A 25,298-nucleotide genomic window follows, 5' to 3' on the forward strand; every position below is an offset into this window, starting at 1 on the left:
TTCAATCAGTACCTTTTGAGGGGTGTTAGTATGGGGAAGAAGAAGAAAAGAAGAAGTCAGGCGCTGCTCAGTTGACCTGCACGCGGTAGCCATTGAGAGCGGTTTCACCGGCGGCCAAAGGGGCATCCAAGGTCCACCGCACGGCGACGATCGCGTTGTTCGGCAGTGGCTCTTCGACAAGGGCGCCTTGGGCATCTGCCACACGCCGCATCGCAGGAAGGGCTGCCCACTCAAGTCCGTCTTGTTCAGGGTCAAGCTCGGCTTGGACTTCGAAACGGGCGGGTACGGAACTAAACTCAGCGGCCGGTTTAAGTGTCACACCGACTGGGACGGGTGCGCGAATAACAAGGCCTGCCAAGGGGGCATCGCTCGTGTTTTCGTGGCGCAAGGTATATTCAATCATTTCACCAGGTTCGACGTCATCACGTTCGATCTGTTGCTCTTGGCCCTGTGCATTCGTCTCGATGATCGTAAACGAAAAGTCGCTTTCGAGCGCTTGGGCCACAGCCGCATTCGCAAACACACACGTGGCGGCGGCAATCGTTAGGGCAGTGATGGCTGTGCGCCGACGGATGGGAGAGCATTCAGACATATCGTGGTTCCTTCAAGACCGGCGAAACCGGGTTTCAAACATCGCATCGGGTTGCTGCGATGCCCTTGCAATCTGCCGGAACTGGATGGGTTTTTTGGGGGCCGATGGGAGGGCAATGCCGTCCTGACAGGTCAAAGACTATTCTTTTGGGTACAAGAACGCCGCATCGTCCTGCACGGGGCAAGTACAACGAAAAACACGCGCACCTGATGGTACGCGTGTTGTATACTCAGCTATAGAAGGAAGAGTGCGCCGCTATGCAAAGCCCGCATCACGGGCAATCATGGCCCCATCGGTTCGGTTTTTCGCATCAAGCTTACGGCACAACGTTTTCACGTGCAGCTTGATTGTCGGTTCCTGAAGTTCCAAGTCGATGGCTATTTCTTTGTTGGACTTGGCAGCAAGCACACCACGGAGCACCTGCCGTTCGCGATCTGACAGCGACTTTTCAAAATCGGTCTCGGGGGCATCGTTCTTGCCGGACATGAAATCGGCTGGCGCAAAAATCTCACCCATTGCCATGAATTTTACCGCGTTCACGAGGCTCTTGGCGGGCATTGTTTTGGGCAAAAACCCAGCAGCCCCCAGATCCAGCGCTTGTTGCGCCACAAGCCGCGTCCCCGTCCCGGAGATCAAACCAACAGGATTGCCACCGCTGATCTTCAAGGCTGCTTTAAGCCCCTCAAGTCCGCGCATACCAGGCATTGTGTAGTCAAGGAGGACTAGATCAAAAGCCCCATGCGACTTCATCAGCTTTAACGCGTCATCCAACGTCCCGGCCTGTATTACCTGCCCCGTCCCATCCGACTCCAGAAACATGGCAATCGTATCGCGGACCAATTCATGGTCATCGGCAACAAGAATTCTCAAACCCATGAGAGCGTCCTTTCGGTAGGTGCACAACGGAGTGTTCCGGCGGCCGGAACACGGGTCTGGGCCTGCCGAAACAAATTGTAAAACGACTGTAAGGTTCATCACTGTTCAGGAAAATTAAGCTGACGCAAGACACCCCACTCGAACGATACCTCGGGGTATCAAAGGTGCTTTCACACGCAGCACCCAAAGGCCCTATACGAAAGGATATAAGGTCTATCCCGATACGTTATCCCGCCTGGACCGGCTAAACGATAATGCCGAGGCGAAAGGAACGCACAATGTTCAAATTCCATCTTCCCTCGACTCTCGTGAGCGCACTTATGGCGCTCATTGCCTCTGTGATGTTCGCGCATTCGGAGACTGATCCGATTGTTCTCTCCGTCGACCACGACCAAATTGAATACCACTTCACCTTGAATGACATGATGGCTTTCGATCCCGTTACCTTTTCAACCAAAACGATCTGGAGCCATGGCACGCAGGAATTCAAAGGCGTGCGTTTGAAAGATCTGTTGGATAGCATCGAAATTTCAGACGGGAAAATGCGCGCGGTTGCAGTAGATGACTACGCCGTAGACATCCCTGTCAGTGATGCCGTGAAAGATGGCCCCATCATCGCCTACCTCCACAATGGGGCACAGATGAGCCGACGCAGCAAAGGACCGCTTCGGATTGTGTACCCCTATGACAGCCACAAAAAGTATCAAACGGAAACTGTATATTCCCGCTCAATTTGGCAGCTCAATCGTTTGTTCGTTAAATAACCCATGAAGCCATCTGCAAACCCGTTCATGCGCCCGTTCGCGGGGCGTCCTTTGCGCATGGTCTTTGGCTCCGCCTCCATGATCATCATCGCTGGTTGCATTGCAATCAGCTATTTGTCGTTCAACGTATGGTCTTATGTCGACAATCTCAGCGTCGCGAAGCAGGGCCAGCAAGAATACCTGTCGGCCCAATTGGAGATCGAATATCTCAAACTGCAAGACGCGATTGATGACGTTGAGGCCGGCGGAGAGCCCTACCTTGACGAACTGCGCAAGCGGTTTGACATTTTTTACAGCCGTACCTTGCCCTTGCGCCAGGGATCCGGTGCGGGGCAATTCAGTCCAGACCTTATGAAGCTAAAGGTTGTTTTGGACACGCAACTGCCCTTAATCGACGGCTCTGATGAGAAACTTCTAGCGGGTTTGGATGACCTACGCCGCGCGCTTTACAGTGTGCGCACTTTACCTCGCAGCATTGGCCTCGACTTTATGAGCTTTGTCGCCAAAAACAGTGAGGCCGAGCGCGATCGTACCGTTGGATTGATTGAAGTTCTGATCGTTTCGGTGACCGCGATGATCGTAATCTTTATGGGCTTGATTATTGGATTGCTACGACAGGCCAAGTCCCTTCAGGACGCCACCCAAGCCGCAGCAAGCAGAGACGCGCGTCTCAGTGCAACACGTCGTGGTGCTCTTGACGGGATTATCGTTTGCGACAGAGACGCCAAGATTGTTGATTTTAGTAACTCTGCCGAGGAATTATTTGGCCACACCCGCCAAGAGGCTCTTGGTAAAAAGTTTTATGACCTACTGCTGCCGCCGAACGAGCGGGAGATTTTTCTCGACGCTATGAAGAACTATGCGCAGACGGGCGAAACCACCTTTGCTGATAGAGGGAGGATTGAAATCAATGCTCTGCATCGGGACGGTCATGTTTTTCCTGCAGAAGTTGGTAGCTCACTAGAGGATACGGAAACCGATTTCTTTTTCGTCTGTTACATGCGCGATATTACCGAACAGGAAGCACAAAAGGCTGAGTTGGTCGCGAGCCGTGACAACGCACTATCCAACAGCCGGGAACGCTCACGGTTTTTTGCGATGATGAGCCATGAAATGCGCACGCCGCTGAATGGCATTCTATCGGCGCTTCAAATGCTGGAAGGCAGCCCACTGAGCAAGGCTCAGAAGTCCTACTTGGCTGCCGCACTGACTTCGGGCGATATCTTGCTGGGCCACATCAATGATGTCCTAGCGATTGAGCGTGCTGAAAAAAGCGAAACCCCAGAGCCGACCCCATGCGATATCGCAACCCTGACCGACAGCCTTGTGGCAACGCTACAGCACCTCGCACGGGACAACGAAACCGTCATCGAACTGGAGCAATCCCAGACTCAAGACCGCTGGTTCATGACCGACCCACGCGGCATTCAGCAGATCATCGTGAACCTGCTTAGCAACGCGATCAAATTCACTCCTGGCGGCGCGGTCAAGCTTGCGCTGAACTATGTGCCGGATACTGGCACCCTGCACCTAGATGTGACCGACACCGGCATCGGCATTGCCGAAGAAGACCAGCACCGGATTTTCGAAGATTTCATCTCATTGGACAGCAGTTACGAGCGCCGCACCAGCGGCACCGGACTGGGCCTTGGTATTGTGCAGCGGTTCGTGAATACTATGGGCGGGCAGATCACCTGCGCCTCTACGCTTGGTGAAGGCACCCATTTCCATGTGGAACTGCCCATGGTCGAAGCCTCCCCCGACCAACTGCCCAAACCCGAAGGCCAGCAACCCTTTGAGAGCACCCAGCACAAACAACATCTGTTGGTGGTTGATGACAACGAGATCAATCGCGACCTTTTGGGTGCGATGTTGGAACGGCTTGGTCACGAGGTCTCCTATGCGATCGGCGGGCAGCAGGCGATTGATATGGCGGCAGAAACGCAGTTCGACGCGATCCTGATGGACGTTTCTATGCCCGAAATCAGCGGCACGCAGGCCACGCGTCAAATTCGGTCACGGCCCGGGATCAATCAAAACACCCACATCATCGCCGTCACGGCGCATGCCCTGCCATCCGAGCGTGAAGCGTTTCGCGCGGCAGGTATGAACGGCTTCTTGGCCAAGCCCATCAATCTGCGTGAGCTTGATCGCTGCCTTGTTGCGCATGAGGTGTGCGCATCTTCTCAGATCCCCTCAGATCAGGGAGCCGACATTCCCGTCCTTGACGACAATCAGGTAGCCGAATTGCTTGAGGTTATCGGCCGCGACGGATATGCCGCGCGGATTGAAAAACTACGAGCTCAACTTACCACCGACCTTGCTGCGCTAGAGGATGCCCAAAGCGTGCGCGACATTCAGGCCCACGCGCATTCAATGGCGGGTGCTTGCGGGATGCTGGGTGCCAAACGGCTGCACCGCTTGCTCCAAACGATTGAGGCCGCCTGTAAAATCGGCAAGGCCGATGATGCACGGCGCCAAATCGAAAACGTGCCCGCCGCCATCAAGGCATCCCTCACAGCTTGGGACATTGTTTTGAAATCCTGATGCAATTGCGCCCCTATCCTTATGGATAGGAGCGCCCGCTTTGGCATTAGTCATTGTGTATTTTGCGCCCAGCGCACTTCGCATTGCTCACGTATCGTACCCGTAAGGAATGATACTTCAGGATTTAGAAATGCAAAAAATCGCACGTCGTTTTGCCATCGCGCCTCTCATGGTGGCTTTGTGGTCTTTTGCGGCGCCCGCAGCGGCGCAATCTGTGGATGATGCGAGCTGCGGTGCACTTTGTGTCACAGCCAGCTCGTCATTCCTCGCAGATCCAGCAGCAAACGTGCGGGAGCTCAACAATGGTCTATCCAGTCTATTGGGGGTTGATCTTGGGCTAGATGATGTTCGCGCCGACCTCATTGGCGCGCAGGTCCCTGTTGATGATTTTGTCACAGAACTTGAGGCGGTCACAGGCACGACGTCACCGGATGATGCCCTTAATTCCGAAGCAACCCTATCAGAGATTTTTACAGCCGCTGCGAATGCGGCTGCCAATAACGGGGATCCGGCCGCAGCGACTGCGTTGCAAGCATTGGCAACAAACACCAGCGGCCTGACAGATGGCGTCTTACTGAGCGATTTTTTGGTACTGGACACCACAGAGGGTGAACTGTCGGGCGCAAACCTTTCGACCTTAGATTTGGTGAGCGGTTCGGTGCAGCTTTATAATGCGCGCTACGGCGCGGGCACCCCAGAACCCGTGGTCATCGACATTTTAGGATTGGGGGAGGTTAGAGCCTACCTCCAAATAACAGAAGCCCCCCAACTCGTATGCGGCCCCGAAAGCACCACGTTCAGATCAGCAGCAGTTCGCACGAAAATTGATATCGCGCTGAATGAGGCGCCTCAGCCCCTTGATCTTGGAGTTGCCGTTGTAGAAATCCAGTCACCTGACGTGTCGCTTTATGTTGAGGTGGGCGAAGCCGATGGGTCCGTGACCAGCATCGATGTTGCAAATCAGACGGCTCAGGCGACGATGACGCCCGGGGTGGTCAACGCGTACTTGGGGGAAATCGACGATGCGGTGTATTTCGCCCGTGAACGTGTGATCACCGCAGATGATATCGGGACATCGACAATAGCGGATGCAACCGTAACAATTCCGGGCATCGCATTTTTGCCTGATACCGTGATACCCGCTTCGATCCGAGCCTCTTCCAACGGCGAAACAGTATCCTTTGGCTCTGGCACCTTAGATTTTACAGCCCCCTACCCACAAACTCGTGAGCTGGATGTCCCGATCAACGCTGTGGACCAAGTTGTGGGTGGCATCACGAACAATCTCAACGTTGAACTCGACCTGCCCGGCGGGCCACTCGTAGATCCGATTGAATCCGTGATCGAAGCCGCGGTCAGCACCGCGATAAGCGACATTGTAGATGACGCGATCACCCAAGCACTTGGCCAAGCCGTTGATCCGGTGCTCGCTGCACTGGGCATCACCATTGGCGGCGGCGAAGCGACGGTTTTGGGCGTGTCAGATACATGCGATGACTTCGGTGATTGCCCGATTTCCGGCACTGCACCCGATGGCACCAGTACCAATGCCTACGGAACACCATCACACGCATTGTCCGATGATTTGTATTTGGGGCTGGTGCCTGCCGACGGCGACGCACAACACCGCGACAGTGCAGACGCGCAGGGCGATGATACCACCGGCGCAGATGACGAAGACGGTGTCTCATTCCCTGCACTCGCAAAGGGGAACGACGTCGTTCTGAACGTCACAGTCGCAGAACCCTCCACCGCGACTGGCTATTTGATGGCTTGGGTGGATTGGGACGGAAATGGCGTTTTTGACGCTGGCGAAGTCATTGCTGATGATCTGCAAGACACCGACGGCGACGGAACCATCGCCGTTCCACTGACCGTTCCTGCAGGCAACCCACTCTCTACGACCTTTGCGCGTTTCCGGTACTCCAGTCAGGCGGAACTGACGTCCGATGGCCTCGCTACAGACGGTGAGGTTGAAGACTACGCCATCGTTTTTGTAACACCAGAAGGCAGCATTTCTGGCACCCTGTTTGAGGATGCCGACTTGGATGGTAGTCTGACGGATGGTGAGCCCGTTTTGCCTGCGGACATAACCGTCAGCCTGTTTGATGACCGCGGAACACCTGCGGATGACACCGATGATGTGCTCGTTGCGACGACCCAAACGACAGCCGAGGGGACCTATGAGTTCCTCGGCGTGTCAACGCTCTCGACCTACCGGGTCCTCGTAGATGCAGCAGATGCCGAAATTCCAGCGGGACTGTCTGTCTCTACAGGCAATCCGTTGCGCGGTCTTGCAGTTGTGGCGGATACGGAACTGAGCGGACAGGATTTTGGCTTTGTCCCAACGCCCCCCTCTGCGGATCTATCCCTGACCAAAACGGCGCTGGACCCGGCAACCGGACAGCCGAGCATCACTGCGAACGCAGGGGCCTCGATTGATTTTGTTTTGACAGTGAGTAACGCTGGCCCAGACACCGCAACAGGTATTGAGGTTCTGGATCTGCTACCGAACGGCTATGTCTACCTATCGGACACCGCACCAGATCAAGGCCAAAGCTATGACACGGGCACAGGCATTTGGCAGGCTGGGCAATTGGATGCGGGGCAAAGCACGTCCATCACCCTGAGGGTCCAAATGCAGGCCAGTGGAGAGCACACCAACCATGCTGAAATCGTAGCCAGTTCTCTGCCTGATCCCGACAGTGACCCCTCCGTTGGGCGTGGTGTCGATGATCTGGCAGACGGGCTTGCGGACGATGACGAGGCAAACGCCACCGTGGCCCATACCGGAACTGGCGCTGTTTTGTCGGGTACGATCTTTTTCGACAACGGGGCAAACGCCACAGCCTATGACGCGGTTCAGGGTGGGTCTGAGCTTGGCACGAGCCTCGCCTCTCTGGAGGTTTTCGATGCTGGTGGCACGCTCATCGACACACCCGAAATCGCAGCCGACGGCAGCTGGTCTCTGGTGCTGCCTGATGGGTATGCGCAGAGCGTCCGCTTGGCCCTAGCGGGTCCGCCGCAAGTGCGCGTCGTCTCAGAACAAACGAGTGGCCTGCCTGCCTTGGTGGACGCTGACGCGCGGGACGGCAGCTATACGTTCACACCCGAGGTGGGAGCATCCTACACCAGCCTCGACTTTGGTGTCATCCGCGCTGCAACACTTGGAACAGACCAACAGGTCGCCTTGCGCCCTGGCCAAGTTATTTCCCTGCCCCACAGCTACACCGCTGACGCAGAAGGGAGCGTTGTGTTCGACCTAGCAACTCCCACCAACACAGCCTTCAATGCGACGCTTTTTGTGGACACAGGATGTGACGGCAACGCGGATCAACCCGTGACAGGGCCGATCAACATCCAGGCAGATACAACGATTTGCTTGATTGCACGCGTCAGCAATTCAGCAGGTGCCGCAAATGGTGACAGCACAGCCATCACCCTTACGGCAACGACCCAATACGGCAGCTCTGGTTTGATCCAAGAGGACATCAACACAGACCGCGTCCGCGTCGAAACACAACAAGGGACACTCAAGCTGACCAAAACCGTCCGCAATGTAACCGATGGCGCCAGTGAAACCGTTCGTAATCAGGCCAGCATTGGTGACACATTAGAATATCGCATCACGCTCGAAAATCTGGGCACCCTGCCCGCCTCAGAAATTACGATCTACGATCGGACGCCGCCCTACACGACTTTGGCTGGTGGAAGCGATAGCCCTGTAACCTTAGCCCCCGGCGTGACATGCACACGCACGGTACCTGCGGATGAGAGGGTGAATTATCAAGGTGATTTACAGTGGGTATGCACGGGCGACTATTTGCCAGGCGCTCGTGGCTCTGTAAGCTTTCGGGTGGAAGTGGCACCGTAGGACTATGGTGTCACCAGCAATATGAGAACAGTTGCAAACACCAAGCCCCACCGTGATCGAGGGTGAAAGCTCCACCCCCCCCTGAGTTGACAGAGCCCCATAGACGATCTCGCGAGTGAAGAGGTTAGGTTGGGGCCTGTCATCATCAATGTAAGACCCAAAGTCGGTGTCACGCATATCCAAACGACAGGACGCAAACGTTGCACGCCAGTGCGCAAAGCCGCTTACAGAAGTGACTGCCCGTCGTGGCTCAACTCATCAAAGGTCGCAAATTGCCAATCCAAGTCCGCCCCCCCCCCACACGTCGTCCACAGCCAGTCGTCTGAGCCGCACAAATGAGTATCGTTAGCCTTGGGAGAGCGAGGATACCGATGCAAACATAGAGGCGAAAAGCATCTCAAGTAGAGAATGGATTTTTTCTTGCAGCCTGGACGTGCTTAGAGGCTAAGTGGCTGTATAATGAATATTGCCCGGCTGACGTTTTAGCTTGCGGCGCAAACCTCCACACTATCCTACATCCCACTGCGTATCGTTGAATGTTAAGGCAAGAATTGTAGGCCAGCGAAACGCTTAGCAGACATAGGCAACGTGCTTCACGTCCCGAATACTTGACAGCGAACAGTTTAGGTAGACTGCCTGTCCTACTAGTTGTCAAAAGATAGATTTGTTTTACCGGCACCTACTGGCGCATCTATTAACGCGTGGTTTGAGTAAAAACAGTGGCAGCCCGTAGGGGAATCGAACCCCTCTTTCCAGGTTGAAAACCTGGCGTCCTAACCGATAGACGAACGGGCCACTCTTCTGTGAGGCGGTGTTTAGGCAAACCCCGCGGAGCGCGCAAGAGGAAAATTCACTCTTTTTGGATAAAAAATTTAGCGACCCAAAAGAGGGTCTAAATGGGGCGTGAAACGTCTTCTATACGGAGCTGTGGGGTCTGCCGTCCGCCCCAGGAATTCACCTCCAAACGACCTGCAAAATGCAGCGGTGCGCCAGCGGCGTCGGCAATCGCTGCAGCGATTCCGTTATCCGCGGCACCAAAGGCGATTGCCTCCAGACGTACCGGCCCACCATCGGACAAAACCAGTTTAAGATGTCCCTGCCCGACCGGTTTGGAAAACGTCACACGGGCCTCAGGAAACGCAAATCGTGGCGCGCGTGCGCCCTGCCCAAAAGGACCAGCTTGTTCCAATTGTTCGATCAATTCGGTCGTGACTGCACCCGGCATCAAAGTCGCGTCGATCTTGAGGTCTTGTGGGCCGCCTACCCCTGCCCCCTGCTTGTCGAGTAGCTCGGACAGGCGCGTCATTGCAGCCTCCAGCTGATCCTCGGCCACTGTCAGGCCCGCGGCCATCCTGTGTCCGCCCCCCTTGACCAGTAGCCCCTCCGCAGCGAGCTTTTGGATACTGGCGCCAAGATCAACACCATGGACAGATCGACCCGAGCCTTTGCCAAATCCACCCTCCAGTCCAATCACCACAGCGGGACGGTTCGTCGTCTCCTTGAGGCGAGAAGCAACGATACCCACAACGCCCGGATGCCAACCCTCACCAGCGGCCCACACCAGCGGTGCATCCAGCCCCCGTGCCTCGGCCTGCGCCAAAGCGGCCTCACGCACCTGCGCCTCGATATCCCGGCGCTCAGCGTTCAAAACCTCTAACCGGGCCGCAAGCGCTGCCGCCTCGTGGGCATCTGCCGTCGCCAAAAGCCGCGCCCCCAGATCAGCCGCGCCGATCCGACCGCCCGCGTTCACCCTCGGACCCAGGACAAACCCGAGGTGATAAGAGGACGGCGCCGTGTCCAGCCGCGCCTCATCTGCAAGGGCCACCAAACCGGGGCGCGCCCGCCGCCCCATAACCTGAAGCCCCTGACGGACCAGTGCACGGTTCACGCCCACCAAGGGCGCGACATCCGCGACGGTCGCAAGGGCCACCAAATCCAACATCGCGATCAAGTCCGGGCCTTTGTGACCCGCAACGCGCATTTGACGGTTCGCCTCGACCAGCACCAAAAACACGACGGCCGCCGCGCACAGATGCCCCAGATCGCCGCTTTCGTCCTGCCTGTTGGGGTTCACGACCGCCAGCGCTGGAGGCAGCGTTTCACCACCCAAGTGGTGGTCAATCACCACAACATCCGCCGCGTCCGCCGCCGCAATGGCATCATGCGAGAGCGTGCCGCAGTCCACACACAGGATCAAATCATTGTCACGCGCCAGCGCGGCCATGGCCGTTGGGTTCGGGCCATAGCCTTCATCAATCCGGTCGGGCACATAGAGCGTCGCCCCCAACCCAAGATCGCGCAGCCACCAAATCAACAAGGCTGCGGAGCTGCCACCATCCACGTCATAATCCGCGAACACGGCAATCTTTTCGCGCTTTTGAACCGCACGCAAAAGTCGCTCCGCTGCTGGTGCCATGTCCCGCAGGCTCAGTGGATCAGGCAACAAATCACGAAGCTTGGGCGCAAGAAAGCTTTCGACCTCATCGGCCGCAACGCCGCGCCGCGCCAAATGGCGGCACAGCGCCTGTGGAAGCCCCGTACTTTGCACAAGCGCCTCGGCCGCGCGATCCTGCGCGGGATCAATCCCAACCCAAGCGCGCCCCGTGACTGAGGCAGCCACTCCCAAAACATGTCCTACCGTCATGCGAGCAGCCCCCTATGGTGCGCGTTTGGTCTGTCGTTGATCTGCCGCATCGCGACAGGGGCTTAGACTGGGTTGCGATAGACCATCCGGCGGACCGAACCGGTTTTGGAGCGCATCAGGATCGTCTCGGCGGTCATGTAGCCGACCTCACGTTTAATGCCGGACACAATGGAGCCATCGGTCACGCCAGTCGCGGCAAAGATCACGTCCGAAGTCACCATCTCATCGCGAGAATAGATCTTGTCGAGGTCCGTGATGCCCGCTTTTGCGGCGCGGCCACGCTCATCATCGTTGCGGAACAACAGGCGGCCATACATCTGCCCGCCCATACATTTCAGCGCCGATGCCGCAAGCACACCCTCAGGCGCGCCCCCCTCACCCATGTACATGTCGATACCTGTGATCTCGGCCTCGGCGCAGTGCATCACACCAGCCACGTCACCATCAGTGATCAGACGGATCGCAGCACCGGTCGCGCGGATTTCAGTCACCAGTGCTTCGTGGCGAGGGCGCTCCAGAACACAGACAGTGATCCCTTCGGGGCCGCAGCCTTTGGCCTTGGCCAGTGCTTCGACACGTTGGGTCGGTGTCATGTCCAGCGTTACGATGCCCTCCGGATAACCGGGTCCAATCGCCAGCTTTTCCATGTATACATCAGGCGCGTGCAGCATTGAGCCGCGCGGCCCCATCGCGATAACGGTCAACGCGTTGGGCATGTCTTTTGCAGTCAGCGTAGTGCCTTCCAGAGGGTCCAGCGCGATATCCACGCCTGGTCCTTCGCCTGTGCCCACTTCTTCGCCGATGTACAGCATAGGGGCTTCGTCACGCTCCCCCTCGCCGATGACAACGACGCCTGCGATGTCCAGCTGATTGAGCTGTTCGCGCATGGCGTTCACAGCCGCTTGGTCCGCGGCCTTTTCGTCGCCGCGCCCGATCAGCTTAGCAGAGGCAAGTGCCGCTGCCTCCGAAACGCGGGCAAGGCCCAGGGACAACATGCGGTCGTTGAAATCGGGTTTGGTCATAAGCCTGTCTTTCCATTCTGAGGTTAACTCGACTTATCCTGCGGGCATCGGCGGGGCAAGCATGAGGGCGCTAACAACATGTCGCGCCGTTGCGCGATTGCCATTTCCCCGCAATTTGACCGCAGTCGTTCTGGCCCGTGGCCTAGCGGCGAGCCCCGCGCCACCCTGCCGCCCGTGCCTCAGCCTCGGTGCAGAACCACCGCTCGCCGCGATCGACACGGATGTTTGTGCGCGCATAGTTCTCATCGCCGGGGCGGTGATAGATGCGGCCATTGGAGGAGATGTTGCCCTTGATCGTGCACGCAGGATCGGGCGCAGAATTTGGCGCGGCACGGTTTGTGGCCCGCGCGCGCCGATGCTCAGACGGGTCCTGCATGTCCATGGACCAAAGCCCCCGGTCCGCAAGGATCGCGGCCTTTTCCTCAGCAGCGTAGGTTTTGCTCTCTCGGTAGGTCAGCGCCAAGCCTTCACGCACCAGCCGCGCGCCCAGGTCTTCGCCCCCGATGGTGCAAGTCACAAGCGGACGGTCATAGCGATCAATCTGTTGCGCCGTGCAGGTCGCCGCCCGCCCATTGAACGCCTTGCGCACCGTTTCAGCCACCCAAGTACCACAGGCAAATGTCGCCCCAGTATCGAGCATGCAGGTTTGATCCAGCTCGGGCGCGTCGATCCCAATGAGCCGCAAATTCTGTGATCCGCCAACCCGCAGGCTGTCCCCATCGCCCATGACAACCGGACCGGAAAACACCAAATCCGCGCGTGCCATGACAGGCGCGGACAACACAGCGGCTAAGGCCGAAAACGCGATATAACGTAAATACATAGTGGCGATGTAAGGACGACGCCCCCAGCCCACAAGACAAAACATGAACGAATGGTTAATCCGCAGTTAAGCGAGGATCAGACCTGCCCGGCCTCAATCGCCGCCCGGGCCTGCGCCCGGCGCAATACAGATTCGCGCCACGTGATGAAGCTGACGGCCGAGATAATCACACCCCCACCCACAATCACCCACACATCAGGGGTTTCGTTAAACGCGAGCCACCCCAGCAGCACCGCCCAGACCAGCTGCAAAAATGTCACCGGCTGGGTCACAGTCACAGGTGCGGCAGCAAACGCGTAAGTCATCGCGTAATGCCCCCCCGTTGCGAAGACCGCGACTAGGAACATCCATCCCCAATCCTCAAGACTGGGCGGCACCCAGACCGCAAAGGCAAAGGGCGCAAGCCCAAGCGTAACAAAGATCGACAACATGGCCACCACCATGCTGGCCGGCACCTCACCCGAGAGCTTCTTTGCCAAAAGGTATGATCCAGCAAAGCCAGCCGCCGTGCCGAGCATCGCGATGTGGCCCAGATCAACCTCGCGGAAGCCGGGGCGCAAAATAATGAGCGCGCCCAACAACCCTGCCCCAACGGCCGCGATGCGTCTTGCTGCCAGCTTTTCACCTAGGAAAAGGGCCGCACCTACGGTCACGTAAATCGGCACAAGGTAGTTCATCGCAGTAACCTCTGCGATGGGGATGCGCGTCATCGAAAAGAACCACAAGATCACGCCCAGAGAATGGATCACACCGCGCAGCGAAAACCGAACAAGCGTCGCGCGCTCGAGCCGTGTGGCCATAAGGCCTTTGGCCACGGGCAACAAAAACACCAAGCCCAACACATATCGCATGAAGGCCGCCTGTGCGGCAGGCAAGTCTTGGGCCGAGTGCTTGACGATCGCGGTTACCGTGACAAAACACAGCCCCGTGACGATCATCCAAAGAACTCCGACAAGGGGTTTGTTTGGTGTGGTCATGCCCACAGCATTGGCGCAGATCGCGAGGGTGCACAACAAAAAGGCACCGCATGCCGGATATGCAAAATTCCGCTACGGCAATTTCCATAATCGATACAGCAATCTGATCTTTACGCTAAAGTCAAAATGGTATCTAAGGATACAAATTATACTAAGTTGGGGATCAACATGAATTTAAGACGGACATTAGCCGCATCTGCCCTTGGGGTTGCAATGTGCGGGGCCGCCTCTGCTGCGGTGATCGACTTTGACACAAGCAATGGCATTGGGGTCATCAACGGACAGGACATCTACAGCATCATGTCCGCCGATGGCTCGGTTTCAGCAACGGTCAGCACGATCGTAAATCCAAGCGGCAACACCACGGTAGCACGCGCCTATGCGACCGTTGACGGCGCTGGCAACCCACGCGGCGGCCGTGACCCCGATATCGAGCCCACGTATGTCGTGGTTGATACGCTGGGTCCCCTTGTGGATCCGATCAACAACGTGCTCGTGGTTGATGAAACCCCGGATGATCGTAACAACACTGGCAACGAAGTGGACGACAACCGCAGCGGCGGCGTGATTACCTTCGATTTCACCGCCATGGATGTCCTGTTTTCGGGTGTTACGTTTATTGATGACGGCACGTTGGTGGTCAGCGGGTCGCTGGATGGCAACGCAGTCTTTTCCAGCATCATCGACAACGGCCGCACGGAAAACGCGCTGCAACGCTTGGCTCTTGGCACAAGCGCGCGGGTCGACCAGCTGACTTTTGACTTTGGCCGCAACTCTGGTGCCATTGATAACGTGATGGTTTCGGCAGTGCCGCTACCTGCGGGTGTCGCCCTGCTGATGACGGGCCTCGCGGCTTTGGGTTTTGCGCGGCGTCGCAAGACCACATAACCGATCTTTATAGTGAAAAAGAAAAAGCGCCCAAAAGGGCGCTTTTTTATTGTCTGATCATCTGCCCTATTGGGCTGGGATCAAAGCTGTTCCATCACCTCATCCGAGGCTTCAAAGTTCGCCGTGACGGTCTGTACGTCATCGTCGTCTTCCAAGGCTTCGATCAGCTTCATCAGCTTTTCCATACCTTCAAGGTCTAACTCTGTGGTGGTCGTCGGACGCCATACCAGTTTGGTCGTCTCCGACTCGCCCAATTCCGCCTCAAGCGCTGTGGATACGGTGCTCAGGTCCGTATCTGCACACCACACAACGTGCACCTCGCCATCGCTTTCGACGTCTTCGGCACCGGCCTCAATCGCGGCCATCATCACGGTGTCTTCGTCGCCGACGCTGGCCGAATAAACCACCTGCCCCTTGCGATCGAACATAAACCCGACTGAGCCTGTCTCACCCAAGTTGCCGCCGTTCTTGGAAAAAGTGGAGCGCACGGTCGAGGCAGTCCGATTGCGATTGTCGGTCATCGTCTCAACGATTACGGCAACACCGCCCGGGCCATAGCCCTCATAGCGGATCTCATCATAGCTGTCGGCATCCCCGCCTTGGGATTTCTTGATCGCGCGATCAATCACATCCTTGGGCACGGATTGCGATTTGGCCTCTTTTACGGCCAAGCGCAGACGCGGGTTTTTCTCGGGATCGGGGTCGCCCATTTTGGCGGCCACGGTAATTTCCTTGGCCATTTTGGAAAACAGCTTGGCACGGATTTTATCCTGCCGGCCCTTGCGGTGCTGGATGTTGGCCCATTTACTATGCCCTGCCATGGGTCGTCTCCGTTCATTTGGTCCGAGAATTTCGTGCGGTTATAGGGCCAAGAGCCTTGGGGCTGCAAGCCTGTGCAGTGCGCAGATCGGCTTAGGGCAAATTGGGGCGGTTTAGGGTGAATTGCCGCTCGGGAATGCCCTCCGTTATCAGCGGTGGACCCTCGCGAAATCCAGAGTGTTCCAGCAAGATCAAAGCGGCGACATTCCGTGCGTCAGTAATGGCCCGAATGCACTGCGCGGAGCTGTCGCGCCACACCAACTGCACGGCCAGCCGGACAGCGCGGCGCGCGTAGCCCAACCCCTGAGCCCCGCGCGCAAGCGTGATCCCGATCTCAACCTCACGGCTTGCGCCATCAAGGCACAGGCCGATGTCTCCGACCAACCCATCGGCCACAATCGCGATCTGCGACCATTCCCCCGGCACGAACAAAGGCGCGTCAGCAACCGCCGCCAGAAAGCTGCGGGCCTGATCGTCGCTCATCACGCTCCAACTTTGATAGGCCCCCACCACAGGGTCCGAGCGATAGGACTGGAAAGCCTGTAAGTCGGCCACACACAGACGCCGTAGCGTCAGAATTTCATCTTCGATCAGCATTACGGCACGATGCCCTATCGAAGACACTTGCGCAAATGGCACGGCACGTGGCCCGGCTTTGGGCTTAGCTCTGCTTGTTGCCGCACCGTTGCTCCGTCAGACGGGGTCAACAACCTGAATGCGGACATTGTCCAAGCGCCGAACGAACTGCTTTTGCACGCCATCAACGTCCGTCACATAGACCTCGGCGCGAGGCATCAGCGTGCCGTCTGCGGCAATCACCGCAGGCCCCGGTTCCACCGCAAACCGTGCGGGATCTTCGGCCCCTGCAAAAAACAGCACCGAGAACGGCAGCGCATAGCCGCAGTTGTCCGTCGTACTGGACCACCCGGTGCGAATGTCATCAGGCCGCTCGGCCACGCAGCGCGCGCCATCCGTCATGGTGATGCTCAACACATCGGGCCGCACTGACACCTCTGCCACGCGCGCATCGCCTGAGGGAACCAGCTCAACCGGCGTCGTGGTGCAGGCCATCACCCCTAAACAGCCACCCAAAATCATTATTGCACGCATGGTTTCTTCTCCTGTTGGGTCGGGCTTAGAATGGCCAGATAAACGGGATCATCACGCTGGCGAGCAGCCCTACCGTGACGTTCAACGGGATGCCCAGCTTCATGAAATCCGTAAATTTGTAGCCGCCGGGACCGTAGACCATCATGTTGGTTTGATATCCAATCGGCGTAGCAAACGACGCGCTGGCCGCGACCATCACCGCCACGACCAAGGGGCGTGGATCAATGCCCAGCGACGCGGCCAGAGCAATCGCAATCGGCGTCACCACGACCGCAACCGCATTGTTGGAAACCAACTCCGTCAAGATACTGGTCAGAAGGTAAATCGCCCAGACCAGCAAAAAGGGCGGCAATCCCGCAAGATAAGGCGCAACTGCGTCCACAATCAGTGTCACCGCGCCAGAGGATTGCAGCGCCGCCCCAATCGCGAGCATCGAAAAGATCAACGCCAACAAGCGGCCTTCGATGAATTCAAACGCCTCTTCGGCATCAATGCAGCGGGTCGCGAGCACCAATGCCACAGCCAGAACCGCCAACAGGAAAATCGGCGCAATGCCCAAAGCCGCCATGACCACCAAACCGATCATCGCCGTCACGGGCACCCACGCCATTTCGCGACGGTATGCACGCGCCTCGGGCTTAGACACATCCACGAGGTTCATGTCCGAGGCAAAGCGGTGAATATCCTCTGGCGCGCCCTCAAGCAGTAACGTATCGCCGACCTTTACGATCAGGCTATCAAGGTCTGTCCCGATGTTACGGTCCCGCCGGTGGGCTGCAATCGGATAGACGCCGTAGCGGCGGCGCAAACGCATCTCACCCAACCGCCGTCCAACCATGCGCGCGCCGGGCGTGATCAACACCTCAACCGTGGTCGTCTCGGTCGCGCCCACCTGATCCAACCGCTTTAGCGACTTATCCCGTTGCAGCGACAAAAGCTCCGTCATTGGGGTGCGCAGGATAACCCTATCCCCGACCTGCAACTCGACACCCTTTAGGTTCCGCCGCAACGAGGCATCCCCCCGGATCACGTCGATCAACCGCACGCCTTCGCGTTTGAACAGCTGCACGCCCAAAACCTCACGCCCCACAAGGTTGGATTCTGGCGGGATCACGGCTTCGGTAAAGAACTTCATCTTGGATTTGTCGCCGCCCAGCATTGCGGCCATCGAGGTCCGCTCTGGCAACACACGCGGGGCCACAAAATAAAGGTAAATCATCACATAGATGACCAGCACGACGGCAAGTGGCGTGACCTCAAAGATCGTGAACGGTGTCAGCCCCTCGGCCCGCGCGACCCCGTCAACCAACAGGTTGGTCGAGGTCCCAATCAGCGTTAGCGTGCCCCCCATGATCGCGGCATAGCTAAGCGGGATCAAAAGCTTGGACGGGACAGTGCCAAGCTTATTCGCCAATTGCACAAAAACCGGGATCATCACGACGACCACCGGGGTGTTGGACACAAACGCAGAGGCCACAATAACCAAAGCCATCAACGCACCGATTGCACGCCTCGGGCTGATGTCAGCTTGCGCCTCAGCCCGTGCAGTGAACCAGTTGAGCGCGCCTGTGCGCACCAACGCCCCCATCACGATAAACATCGCCGCAATTGTCCACGGCGCAGGGTTGGACAGTACTCCAATCGCGGCCTCGTAGGGTAGCACACCTGTGACCAATAGGACCGCAACCCCCATGATAGCCGTAACCTCGGTTGGGAACGTTTCCCGCAGAAACAGGGCAAACATCACCCCCACCGTCAACAAGGCCAAGGTGGCTTGCGCCGACTGGCTAAGGGTCACTAATTCCATGACGATCTCACGTTCTAATCTCTTTGGGGGCCAGCAGCTTTGGGCGGGGCTGCACCATCGCAAGGCCTGCAAACATCACCACCATAGCCAGCCAGACAGTGGGCGCAAACCGCTCTCCCAGGATGAGCATGGCCCACATCACACCAAACCCCGTGACCAGATAGCTGACCTGCGCCGCGAAAACCGAGCCCGCGCGCCCCACCATCCAGACGTAAGCCACATAGACCACCGTGTGCAGCAACGCCGACAGCGCCAAGGCACCATGCGGCAGCGTCAGGGCGGGTGTGACCCACTGCCCAGTCGCGACGGCCAAGGGCGCCAAAACGCAGGCACCCACTAATGACGCGCCCGCAATCACCGTGACCGCGTCCACCCCGCCGGTGCCAAACCGCGCGACCAGATTTCCCTCGGCCCCGTAAAACAACGGCGCGATCAGGGCCAGCGGGACAAAAGCAAGCATCGCGCGCTCCGGCAGGCTTGCGTCCGGGAGGGTGATCAACAAAACACCCGCCAAGCCGAACAAAAGCCCCAACAGGCGTCGCAGCTCAAACCGTTCAAGCCCAAGGCCAAGCGCAACCGGAAAGGCGATCATCGGAACCGTCGACAAAAGGATCGATATGATCCCTGCGGGCAGGACCCGCGCCGCCTCATACGAGGCATAATTCGGGAACAGCGTCCCTACACACGCGATCCAGCCATAGAAAAACAGATTGCGCGGGGCCAGTGGGATACGCCCGCCACGCAGCACGATAAAGCTGCACAATACAACAGCACCGATCATGAGTTGCCACGCCAAAAGGCCCAACGTCGGCAATCCGGTGGACACGGCAATTTTGGTCAGAGGTTGGCCAAGTCCCCACCCTGCCCCCATCAAGATGAGAACGCCCACAAGCAGCCCGGAGGCTGGGTGCGTGGGCGCGCGTGTCATCCCACTGCCTCGGGGCCCGAGGGGCTGAGCCGCCCGCCTTGACGCACCTGTACCACCCGCGTGGCCTTGCCTGTGCGGTCGTCGGTTTCCACATAAAGCCCGCTTAGCGTGGCCTCGCCCATAGCGGGCGAAAACCGCGCCTTGGGCATTCCGGTGATAAAGCGGCGCATGGGTTCGGTCTTTTCCATGCCGATCACGCTGTCATAGTCGCCGCACATCCCGGCGTCCGACTGGAACGCGGTGCCACCGGGCAGAATTTGCGCGTCTGCCGTGGGTACGTGGGTGTGGGTGCCGACAACGACGCTGGCTTTGCCGTCGCAAAAATGCCCAACGCCCATTTTCTCGGACGTGGCTTCGCAATGGATATCAATCAATGTCGCATTCACCGCAGCACCCAGCCGATGCGTCCGAAACAGCGCGTCCAGCGGGGAAAACGGATCATCGTAGGGTTGCTTCATGAACACCCGGCCCAACACCTGCGCCACAAGGACCTTGCGCCCACCCGGCACTTCATAAATGCGATGCCCGCGTCCCGGTGCCGCCTTTGAGATATTGATCGGCCGCAGAATACGTGGCTCACTCTCAATCGTGCCCAGCATGTCTTTTTGATCAAAGGCGTGATCGCCCAGTGTGATCACGTCCGCACCTGCATCAAGCAGCGCGCGCGCATGATCGCGGTTTAACCCGTGCCCCGAGGTCGCGTTTTCGCCGTTCACCACAACGAAATCCAGCCCCCACGCGGCCCGCAGCGCAGACAAACGCTCCGTGACCGCACTGCGGCCAGACCGCCCCATAACATCGCCTAAGAATAGTATTTTCATATGCGCAGCCCTACGCGTCCCGCAGGGCCCGCGCAAGCGTCAGAACGGCACATCACCGGCTTGATCCGCTGGAACGAGGAACCGGCCCACCAGCTTTTTGGTGCCCGCCTTGTCAAACGCCACCTCCAGCTTGTCGCCCTCAATCGCCTCAACCGTGCCGTAGCCGAATTTCGTGTGGAACACCCGGTCATCAATGGAATGGGCGCTGACGGCTTGAGCGTCGATCACCATGGTCCGGCTTTCCTTGGGCTGCGACAGCGTGCGCGCACTGGCGTTGGCCTGCAATCGCCGCCATCCGGGTGAGTTGTAGACATCCGCCTTGGTCGCGCGTTCGGTGATGTCACTTTCAACACCGCCCCCCATCGCCCGGGTCTGCGCCTGCGCCATGCCCGCAGCCCCAAAGCCCCCGCCATAGAGCCCGGGTGGGGTCAAAACCTCGACATGCTTTTCGGGCAGCTCGTCAATAAACCGCGACGGAAGCGAGGATTGCCACTGGCCATAGACGCGCCGGTTAGCGGCAAAACTAATGGTGCAAACTTCCTCGGCGCGGGTGATCCCGACGTAGGCCAGCCGCCGCTCTTCCTCGAGGCCCTTTTGCCCACTTTCGTCCATTGATCGCTGAGAGGGAAACAAGCCGTCCTCCCACCCTGGCAGGAACACCATGGGGAATTCCAGACCCTTAGCCGCGTGCAGCGTCATCATGGTGATTTTGTCCTCACCACTGTCGCTCTCATTGTCCATAATTAGGCTGACGTGCTCCAGAAAGCCTTGAAGATTTTCAAAGTTTTCAAGGGCTTTTACAAGCTCCTTAAGGTTATCCAATCGCCCCGGCGCTTCGGGTGTTTTGTCGTTGAGCCACATGTCGGTGTAGCCGGATTCCTCTAGGATCACCTCGGCCAACTCGATGTGATCGCGCCCTGACAGCAGCGCATCGCGCCACCGATCCAAACCCGCAACCAGCTTGGCCAGCTCTGCGCCACCCTTGCCCCCGATGCCTTTGGTTTCAACCATAAGGCGCGCGCCCTCCAACAGGCTGACGCCATTACTGCGCGCCATCATCTGGATTTTCTGCTGCGCCTTATCACCGAGCCCCCGCTTGGGCGTATTCACGATCCGCTCAAACGCAAGATCATCATCCGGGCTGATCACAACGCGGAAATACGCCATCGCGTCGCGGATCTCTAAGCGTTCATAGAAACGTGGCCCGCCAATCACCCGGTACGGCAGACCAATCGTCAGGAACCGATCCTCAAAAGCGCGCATCTGGTGCGAAGCACGCACCAAAATCGCCATATCGTTGAGCGCAAAGGCCCGACGTCCGCGCGTTCCGCGCAAGGCAGCCTCAGCTTCTTCGCCGACCCAGCGGGCCTCCTCTTCGCCGTCCCAATGCCCGATGAGGTTGACCTTCTCGCCCTCCTCCATCTCGGTCCATAGGGTCTTGCCAAGACGGCCCTTGTTGCCCGCAATCACGCCAGAGGCTGCGGCAAGGATATGCGGGGTCGAGCGGTAATTCTGCTCCAGCCGGATAACGGCGGCACCCTCGAAATCACGCTCAAACCGCAGGATGTTGCCCACCTCGGCGCCGCGCCAGCCATAGATCGACTGATCATCATCGCCCACGCAGCAAATATTCCGATGTCCACCAGCCAAAAGCCGCAACCACATATACTGCGCCACGTTCGTATCTTGGTATTCGTCCACAAGAATATAGCGGAAAAAGCGGCGGTACTGTTCCAACACGTCGGAATGCGTTTGGAAAATAGTCACGACATGCAAAAGCAGATCGCCGAAATCCACCGCATTGAGCGTGAGCAACCGATCCTGATAAGCTCGGTATAGCGCCACACCCTTGCCGTCATAGGCGCTGCTTTCGCTGGCAGGCACCTGATCAGGCGTCCAAGCGCGGTTTTTCCATTGGTCGATGACCCCGGCCAAGGCCCGCGCGGGCCAACGTTTGTCATCAATTCCTTCGGCCACGATCAACTGCTTGAGCAGACGGATTTGGTCATCGGTATCGAGGATCGTGAAGTTTGACTTTAGGTGCGGGACATTCTGGCCACCATCCAACAAAGGGTCATCGCGCTTGATCAACTCTGCATGACGGCGCAGCAACTTGACACAAATCGCGTGAAATGTGCCCAGCCACGGCATCCCTTCGACATGGCCGGTGAGCTTCCCGACCCGATCCTTCATCTCGCGGGCGGCTTTGTTGGTGAATGTCACCGCAAGGATTTCGTTGGGCCGCGCCTTGGCCGTATTCAGCAAATGGGCAATCCGGGCGGTCAGAGCCCGCGTTTTGCCTGTGCCCGCCCCTGCAAGCATCAAGACCGGACCATCCAGCGTCTCAACGGCGCGGCGTTGTTCCGGGTTCAGCCCATCCATGTAGGGCGTGGGACGCGCGGCCATCGCGCGCGATGAGAGGCTTTCGAAGCCTTCGGAGTCGTCAAAATCCATCATATCGCAAACGTAACGCGTCATATCGAAAAGGCCAAGATGTGTTCTTGATCCGTTCGCGCGATTACTGCGGGCCGCTCATGGGCCCTTAGGCCGCGCGCCCTGCCGCCCGCTCTAATGCTGGATATCGCAGGCCAAGGGTGATGCCCCGCGCCCCGAAAAAGATCATCAGCGCCGCCCACAACCCGTGATTTCCGTAGGGCAAAAGAACGTAAACAGCGGCGAAATACAGCAAAAAGCTCAGAACCATCATGTTGCGCATATCGCGCGACCGGGTTGCACCGATGAACACCCCGTCAAACATCCACGATGCACAGCCGATCAGAGGCCCCGCAATGACCCACGGTAGATAGCGACGCGCTTCTGCCTGCACCTCGGGTGATTTCGTCAGCACCTCAATCCCCCACGGCCCCATAATAGCAAAGATGACCGCCAAGAGGGTCACGGTGATCACCCCCCAAAAGCTGGTCATCAGCGTGGCGCGGCGCACGCGGGCGGGGTTGCCCGCGCCAAAGGCTTTGCCCACCAACGCCTCTGCGGCAAAGGCAAACCCGTCCATCGCATAGGAGGTCACGAACAAAAACTGCAATAAGATTTGGTTCGCGGCCAGCGGCACGGTGCCGAGCTGCGCCGAATGCACCAAAATGAAAGAGGTGAAGGCAATTTGCAGCAGGACCGAGCGGATCATGATGTCGGAATTCACTGACGCCATATTGATCAACCGCGCCCGATCGAAAATGCGCGCAGGCGTGGCCCATCCCGGCACCCGAAACGCGCCCCGACAAAACCACAGCCCCAGAGCAAGGCCCGACCATTCCGCCATAAACGTCGCCCATGCCACCCCCGGCACCCCGAAGTCGAGCATATAGCCCAGCCCATAGCTCAACGCGATGTTCGCCCCGTTCATCCAGATTTGCAGCACCATGACTTGGTCCGTGCGCTCTTGGGCGACCAGCCAGCCGGTGATCCCATAAAGCGCGATGGCTGCGGGCGCGGACCACACACGGATACCAATGTAGGACCGCGCGAGAGCCTCAACTTCTGGCTCCGCCGGTGAAATCGCGAAGGCCCCGGCCATGATGGCCCATTGGGTCGCGATCATCACGACCCCTGCCCCAAACCCAATCAACAAGACCCGCATCAACAGTGCGCCGACCTCAACCCGGTCGCCCGCACCCGTCGCCTGCGCCGCCAAGCCTGCCGTGCCCATGCGCAGAAATCCGAATATCCAGTACACAGCAGAAAGCGTGATTGCGCCCGCAGCAACCGCCGCAATCGGCGCGGCCTGCGCGCTTTGCCCTACGACGCCGGTATCGACGATGCCCATCAACGGCACCGTCGCGTTCGAAATCACAATGGGCACCGAAATCTTGAGCACCCGGGCGTGGGTGATCGTATCAGCCATTCCCAACGGTCGGGCGTGTGGGCATTAGGAAATGCCCCGTGGCTTGGGCGTGCAAACGGTCTCGGTTGTCTTGCCAGCCCTCAACGTGGACGCTGGCATAACGGCGGCCTTTGCGGTTGATCCGTGCGCGTGCATAGGCATCACGCGGCAAGCCTGCGCGCAGGTAATCGACGGTAAAATCAATCGTCTTGGGCAGGCGCGGCAAGGTTTGCGGCGTCAGGTCCTGAAGATCGCCGCGCTCCAGATCATCCCAAATCATGGCCCATGACAGGGTGATGGTTGCCGTCACCTCAAGAAAAGCCGCCGTGGCCCCACCGTGCAGCGCGGGCAACATCATATTGCCAATCAACTTTTCATCGAAATGCAAAATACCCGTAAGTTCATCACCGCGACGTTCAAACCCGATGCCCATGAATTGGATGTAGGGCACCCCTTCGATCAAAGCCGCCAACGCGGCATCCCGGCGTTGTTTGACGATTTGAATGGGTTCGGGCCGCTTCATGATTGCATCTCAACGGTAAAGGCGCCGTTGGCCACGGCCACTGGCGTGCTTGCGTCGTCATCAAACGCCTCTGCGCGGACAAATGCGACTGAGCGTGTGATATGATGACATACCGCGCGTGTCGTAATGGCCTGCCCCGGCGTGGCCGCGCGCATGTAATCGATGCGTAAATCCAATGTTGCCGTACTCGCCACCGCCTTGGGGTGGCACATCACGGCCGCTCCGCCACAGCTGTCCATCAAGGCCGACACAGCCCCACCCGCGACCACCCCCGTTGCCGGGTCCCCCACCAACGCCGGATTATAAGGCATACGCATCACGGCCTGCCCTCCGCCAATTTCGGTCATCTCTAGACCCAGCGCCCTGCAATGGGGCAGTGCCTCCATAAAGGCGCGGACGCGTTGGGATTTTTCGTCGGTTGTATCCATGGGTTTGTGTATGCGCC

At 58.2% G+C, this 25,298-nt stretch carries 20 protein-coding genes and 1 tRNA gene; 4 read left to right on the forward strand and 17 right to left on the reverse strand.

Going from position 1 to position 25,298, the window contains the following annotated elements; genetic code table 11:
* Positions 1–67: 67 nt before the first annotated feature.
* Together THS5294_RS12105 and THS5294_RS12110 are read right to left on the reverse strand one after the other, a co-directional pair.
* A complete protein-coding gene (locus tag THS5294_RS12105) occupies positions 68–592 on the reverse strand; it encodes a hypothetical protein (protein WP_058123968.1) in 525 nt (174 codons plus the stop codon).
* Between the two features lie 255 nt (positions 593–847).
* Positions 848–1,468 carry a response regulator transcription factor gene (locus THS5294_RS12110; protein WP_058123969.1) on the reverse strand — a complete coding sequence of 207 codons (621 nt, stop codon included), beginning with the start codon at positions 1,466–1,468 and terminating at the stop codon, positions 848–850.
* A gap of 278 nt (positions 1,469–1,746) precedes the next feature.
* On the opposite strand from THS5294_RS12110, the gene THS5294_RS12115 reads away from it, so the two are divergent.
* The 3 genes from THS5294_RS12115 (at position 1,747) to THS5294_RS12125 (ending at position 8,653) form a co-directional block, all read left to right on the forward strand.
* Positions 1,747–2,232, forward strand: coding sequence for a putative pterin-binding protein (locus THS5294_RS12115; RefSeq protein WP_058123970.1), 486 nt, complete (start codon positions 1,747–1,749; stop codon positions 2,230–2,232).
* 3 nt (positions 2,233–2,235) lie between these two features.
* Positions 2,236–4,779: a hybrid sensor histidine kinase/response regulator gene (locus THS5294_RS12120; protein ID WP_058123971.1), complete on the forward strand. Its 2,544-nt coding sequence runs from the start codon at positions 2,236–2,238 to the stop codon at positions 4,777–4,779.
* A 130-nt stretch (positions 4,780–4,909) separates the two neighbouring features.
* Complete coding sequence (locus THS5294_RS12125; protein ID WP_058123972.1) at positions 4,910–8,653, forward strand: GEVED domain-containing protein; 3,744 nt, start codon at positions 4,910–4,912, stop codon at positions 8,651–8,653.
* Positions 8,654–9,373: 720 nt separating this feature from the next.
* Here THS5294_RS12125 and THS5294_RS12130 read toward each other — a convergent pair.
* The 5 genes from THS5294_RS12130 to THS5294_RS12150 form a co-directional block, all read right to left on the reverse strand.
* Positions 9,374–9,448, reverse strand: a tRNA-Glu gene (locus THS5294_RS12130).
* A 97-nt stretch (positions 9,449–9,545) separates the two neighbouring features.
* Positions 9,546–11,297 carry a single-stranded-DNA-specific exonuclease RecJ gene (gene recJ / locus THS5294_RS12135; RefSeq protein WP_058123973.1) on the reverse strand — a complete coding sequence of 584 codons (1,752 nt, stop codon included), beginning with the start codon at positions 11,295–11,297 and terminating at the stop codon, positions 9,546–9,548.
* Positions 11,298–11,359: 62 nt separating this feature from the next.
* A complete protein-coding gene (gene glpX, locus THS5294_RS12140; protein ID WP_038003662.1) occupies positions 11,360–12,319 on the reverse strand; it encodes a class II fructose-bisphosphatase in 960 nt (319 codons plus the stop codon).
* Between the two features lie 142 nt (positions 12,320–12,461).
* Positions 12,462–13,142, reverse strand: coding sequence for a thermonuclease family protein (locus THS5294_RS12145; RefSeq protein ID WP_058123974.1), 681 nt, complete (start codon positions 13,140–13,142; stop codon positions 12,462–12,464).
* Positions 13,143–13,219: 77 nt separating this feature from the next.
* The gene (locus THS5294_RS12150) at positions 13,220–14,119 is read right to left on the reverse strand and encodes a DMT family transporter (protein ID WP_058123975.1); all 900 of its coding nucleotides are present in this window, start codon (positions 14,117–14,119) and stop codon (positions 13,220–13,222) included.
* A gap of 168 nt (positions 14,120–14,287) precedes the next feature.
* Between THS5294_RS12150 and THS5294_RS12155 the strand changes: the two genes are divergently transcribed.
* Complete coding sequence (locus tag THS5294_RS12155) at positions 14,288–15,007, forward strand: VPLPA-CTERM sorting domain-containing protein (RefSeq protein ID WP_199484384.1); 720 nt, start codon at positions 14,288–14,290, stop codon at positions 15,005–15,007.
* Between the two features lie 80 nt (positions 15,008–15,087).
* Here the strand turns inward: THS5294_RS12155 and THS5294_RS12160 are convergent, their stop codons facing one another.
* The 10 genes from THS5294_RS12160 to THS5294_RS12205 form a co-directional block, all read right to left on the reverse strand.
* Complete coding sequence (locus THS5294_RS12160; RefSeq protein ID WP_038003668.1) at positions 15,088–15,828, reverse strand: YebC/PmpR family DNA-binding transcriptional regulator; 741 nt, start codon at positions 15,826–15,828, stop codon at positions 15,088–15,090.
* A 91-nt stretch (positions 15,829–15,919) separates the two neighbouring features.
* Entirely contained in the window at positions 15,920–16,423 is a 504-nt protein-coding gene (locus tag THS5294_RS12165; RefSeq protein ID WP_058123977.1) for a GNAT family N-acetyltransferase, read from the reverse strand.
* A 96-nt stretch (positions 16,424–16,519) separates the two neighbouring features.
* Positions 16,520–16,936: a hypothetical protein gene (locus tag THS5294_RS12170; RefSeq protein ID WP_058123978.1), complete on the reverse strand. Its 417-nt coding sequence runs from the start codon at positions 16,934–16,936 to the stop codon at positions 16,520–16,522.
* Between the two features lie 25 nt (positions 16,937–16,961).
* Complete coding sequence (locus THS5294_RS12175; RefSeq protein ID WP_058123979.1) at positions 16,962–18,743, reverse strand: SLC13 family permease; 1,782 nt, start codon at positions 18,741–18,743, stop codon at positions 16,962–16,964.
* Between the two features lie 7 nt (positions 18,744–18,750).
* Positions 18,751–19,671, reverse strand: a complete 921-nt coding sequence (locus THS5294_RS12180) for a DMT family transporter (RefSeq protein WP_058123980.1) — start codon at positions 19,669–19,671, stop codon at positions 18,751–18,753.
* The gene (locus tag THS5294_RS12185) at positions 19,668–20,492 is read right to left on the reverse strand and encodes a TIGR00282 family metallophosphoesterase (protein ID WP_038003675.1); all 825 of its coding nucleotides are present in this window, start codon (positions 20,490–20,492) and stop codon (positions 19,668–19,670) included. Before THS5294_RS12185 ends, THS5294_RS12180 begins: the two co-directional genes overlap by 4 nt.
* A gap of 39 nt (positions 20,493–20,531) precedes the next feature.
* A complete protein-coding gene (locus THS5294_RS12190) occupies positions 20,532–22,949 on the reverse strand; it encodes an ATP-dependent helicase (RefSeq protein ID WP_058124190.1) in 2,418 nt (805 codons plus the stop codon).
* An 85-nt stretch (positions 22,950–23,034) separates the two neighbouring features.
* The gene (locus THS5294_RS12195; protein ID WP_058123981.1) at positions 23,035–24,351 is read right to left on the reverse strand and encodes an MATE family efflux transporter; all 1,317 of its coding nucleotides are present in this window, start codon (positions 24,349–24,351) and stop codon (positions 23,035–23,037) included.
* Positions 24,344–24,853 carry a PaaI family thioesterase gene (locus tag THS5294_RS12200; protein ID WP_038003680.1) on the reverse strand — a complete coding sequence of 170 codons (510 nt, stop codon included), beginning with the start codon at positions 24,851–24,853 and terminating at the stop codon, positions 24,344–24,346. Before THS5294_RS12200 ends, THS5294_RS12195 begins: the two co-directional genes overlap by 8 nt.
* Positions 24,850–25,281: a PaaI family thioesterase gene (locus tag THS5294_RS12205; RefSeq protein WP_058124191.1), complete on the reverse strand. Its 432-nt coding sequence runs from the start codon at positions 25,279–25,281 to the stop codon at positions 24,850–24,852. Before THS5294_RS12205 ends, THS5294_RS12200 begins: the two co-directional genes overlap by 4 nt.
* Positions 25,282–25,298 lie beyond the last annotated feature (17 nt).

This window comes from Thalassobacter stenotrophicus (genome assembly GCF_001458315.1).
Taxonomy (GTDB): Bacteria; Pseudomonadota; Alphaproteobacteria; order Rhodobacterales; family Rhodobacteraceae; genus Thalassobacter; species Thalassobacter stenotrophicus.

Excerpts from the sequence above, each read along its gene's own strand:
- THS5294_RS12105 (WP_058123968.1), bottom strand. The coding sequence starts at position 592 with ATGTCTGAATGCTCTCCCATCCGTCGGCGCACAGCCATCACTGCCCTA.
- THS5294_RS12110 (WP_058123969.1), bottom strand. The coding sequence starts at position 1,468 with ATGGGTTTGAGAATTCTTGTTGCCGATGACCATGAATTGGTCCGCGAT.
- THS5294_RS12115 (WP_058123970.1), top strand. The coding sequence starts at position 1,747 with ATGTTCAAATTCCATCTTCCCTCGACTCTCGTGAGCGCACTTATGGCG.
- THS5294_RS12120 (WP_058123971.1), top strand. The coding sequence starts at position 2,236 with ATGAAGCCATCTGCAAACCCGTTCATGCGCCCGTTCGCGGGGCGTCCT.
- THS5294_RS12125 (WP_058123972.1), top strand. The coding sequence starts at position 4,910 with ATGCAAAAAATCGCACGTCGTTTTGCCATCGCGCCTCTCATGGTGGCT.
- recJ (WP_058123973.1), bottom strand. The coding sequence starts at position 11,297 with ATGACGGTAGGACATGTTTTGGGAGTGGCTGCCTCAGTCACGGGGCGC.
- glpX (WP_038003662.1), bottom strand. The coding sequence starts at position 12,319 with ATGACCAAACCCGATTTCAACGACCGCATGTTGTCCCTGGGCCTTGCC.
- THS5294_RS12145 (WP_058123974.1), bottom strand. The coding sequence starts at position 13,142 with ATGTATTTACGTTATATCGCGTTTTCGGCCTTAGCCGCTGTGTTGTCC.
- THS5294_RS12150 (WP_058123975.1), bottom strand. The coding sequence starts at position 14,119 with ATGACCACACCAAACAAACCCCTTGTCGGAGTTCTTTGGATGATCGTC.
- THS5294_RS12155 (WP_199484384.1), top strand. The coding sequence starts at position 14,288 with ATGAATTTAAGACGGACATTAGCCGCATCTGCCCTTGGGGTTGCAATG.
- THS5294_RS12160 (WP_038003668.1), bottom strand. The coding sequence starts at position 15,828 with ATGGCAGGGCATAGTAAATGGGCCAACATCCAGCACCGCAAGGGCCGG.
- THS5294_RS12165 (WP_058123977.1), bottom strand. The coding sequence starts at position 16,423 with ATGCTGATCGAAGATGAAATTCTGACGCTACGGCGTCTGTGTGTGGCC.
- THS5294_RS12170 (WP_058123978.1), bottom strand. The coding sequence starts at position 16,936 with ATGCGTGCAATAATGATTTTGGGTGGCTGTTTAGGGGTGATGGCCTGC.
- THS5294_RS12175 (WP_058123979.1), bottom strand. The coding sequence starts at position 18,743 with ATGGAATTAGTGACCCTTAGCCAGTCGGCGCAAGCCACCTTGGCCTTG.
- THS5294_RS12180 (WP_058123980.1), bottom strand. The coding sequence starts at position 19,671 with ATGACACGCGCGCCCACGCACCCAGCCTCCGGGCTGCTTGTGGGCGTT.
- THS5294_RS12185 (WP_038003675.1), bottom strand. The coding sequence starts at position 20,492 with ATGAAAATACTATTCTTAGGCGATGTTATGGGGCGGTCTGGCCGCAGT.
- THS5294_RS12190 (WP_058124190.1), bottom strand. The coding sequence starts at position 22,949 with ATGATGGATTTTGACGACTCCGAAGGCTTCGAAAGCCTCTCATCGCGC.
- THS5294_RS12195 (WP_058123981.1), bottom strand. The coding sequence starts at position 24,351 with ATGGCTGATACGATCACCCACGCCCGGGTGCTCAAGATTTCGGTGCCC.
- THS5294_RS12200 (WP_038003680.1), bottom strand. The coding sequence starts at position 24,853 with ATGAAGCGGCCCGAACCCATTCAAATCGTCAAACAACGCCGGGATGCC.
- THS5294_RS12205 (WP_058124191.1), bottom strand. The coding sequence starts at position 25,281 with ATGGATACAACCGACGAAAAATCCCAACGCGTCCGCGCCTTTATGGAG.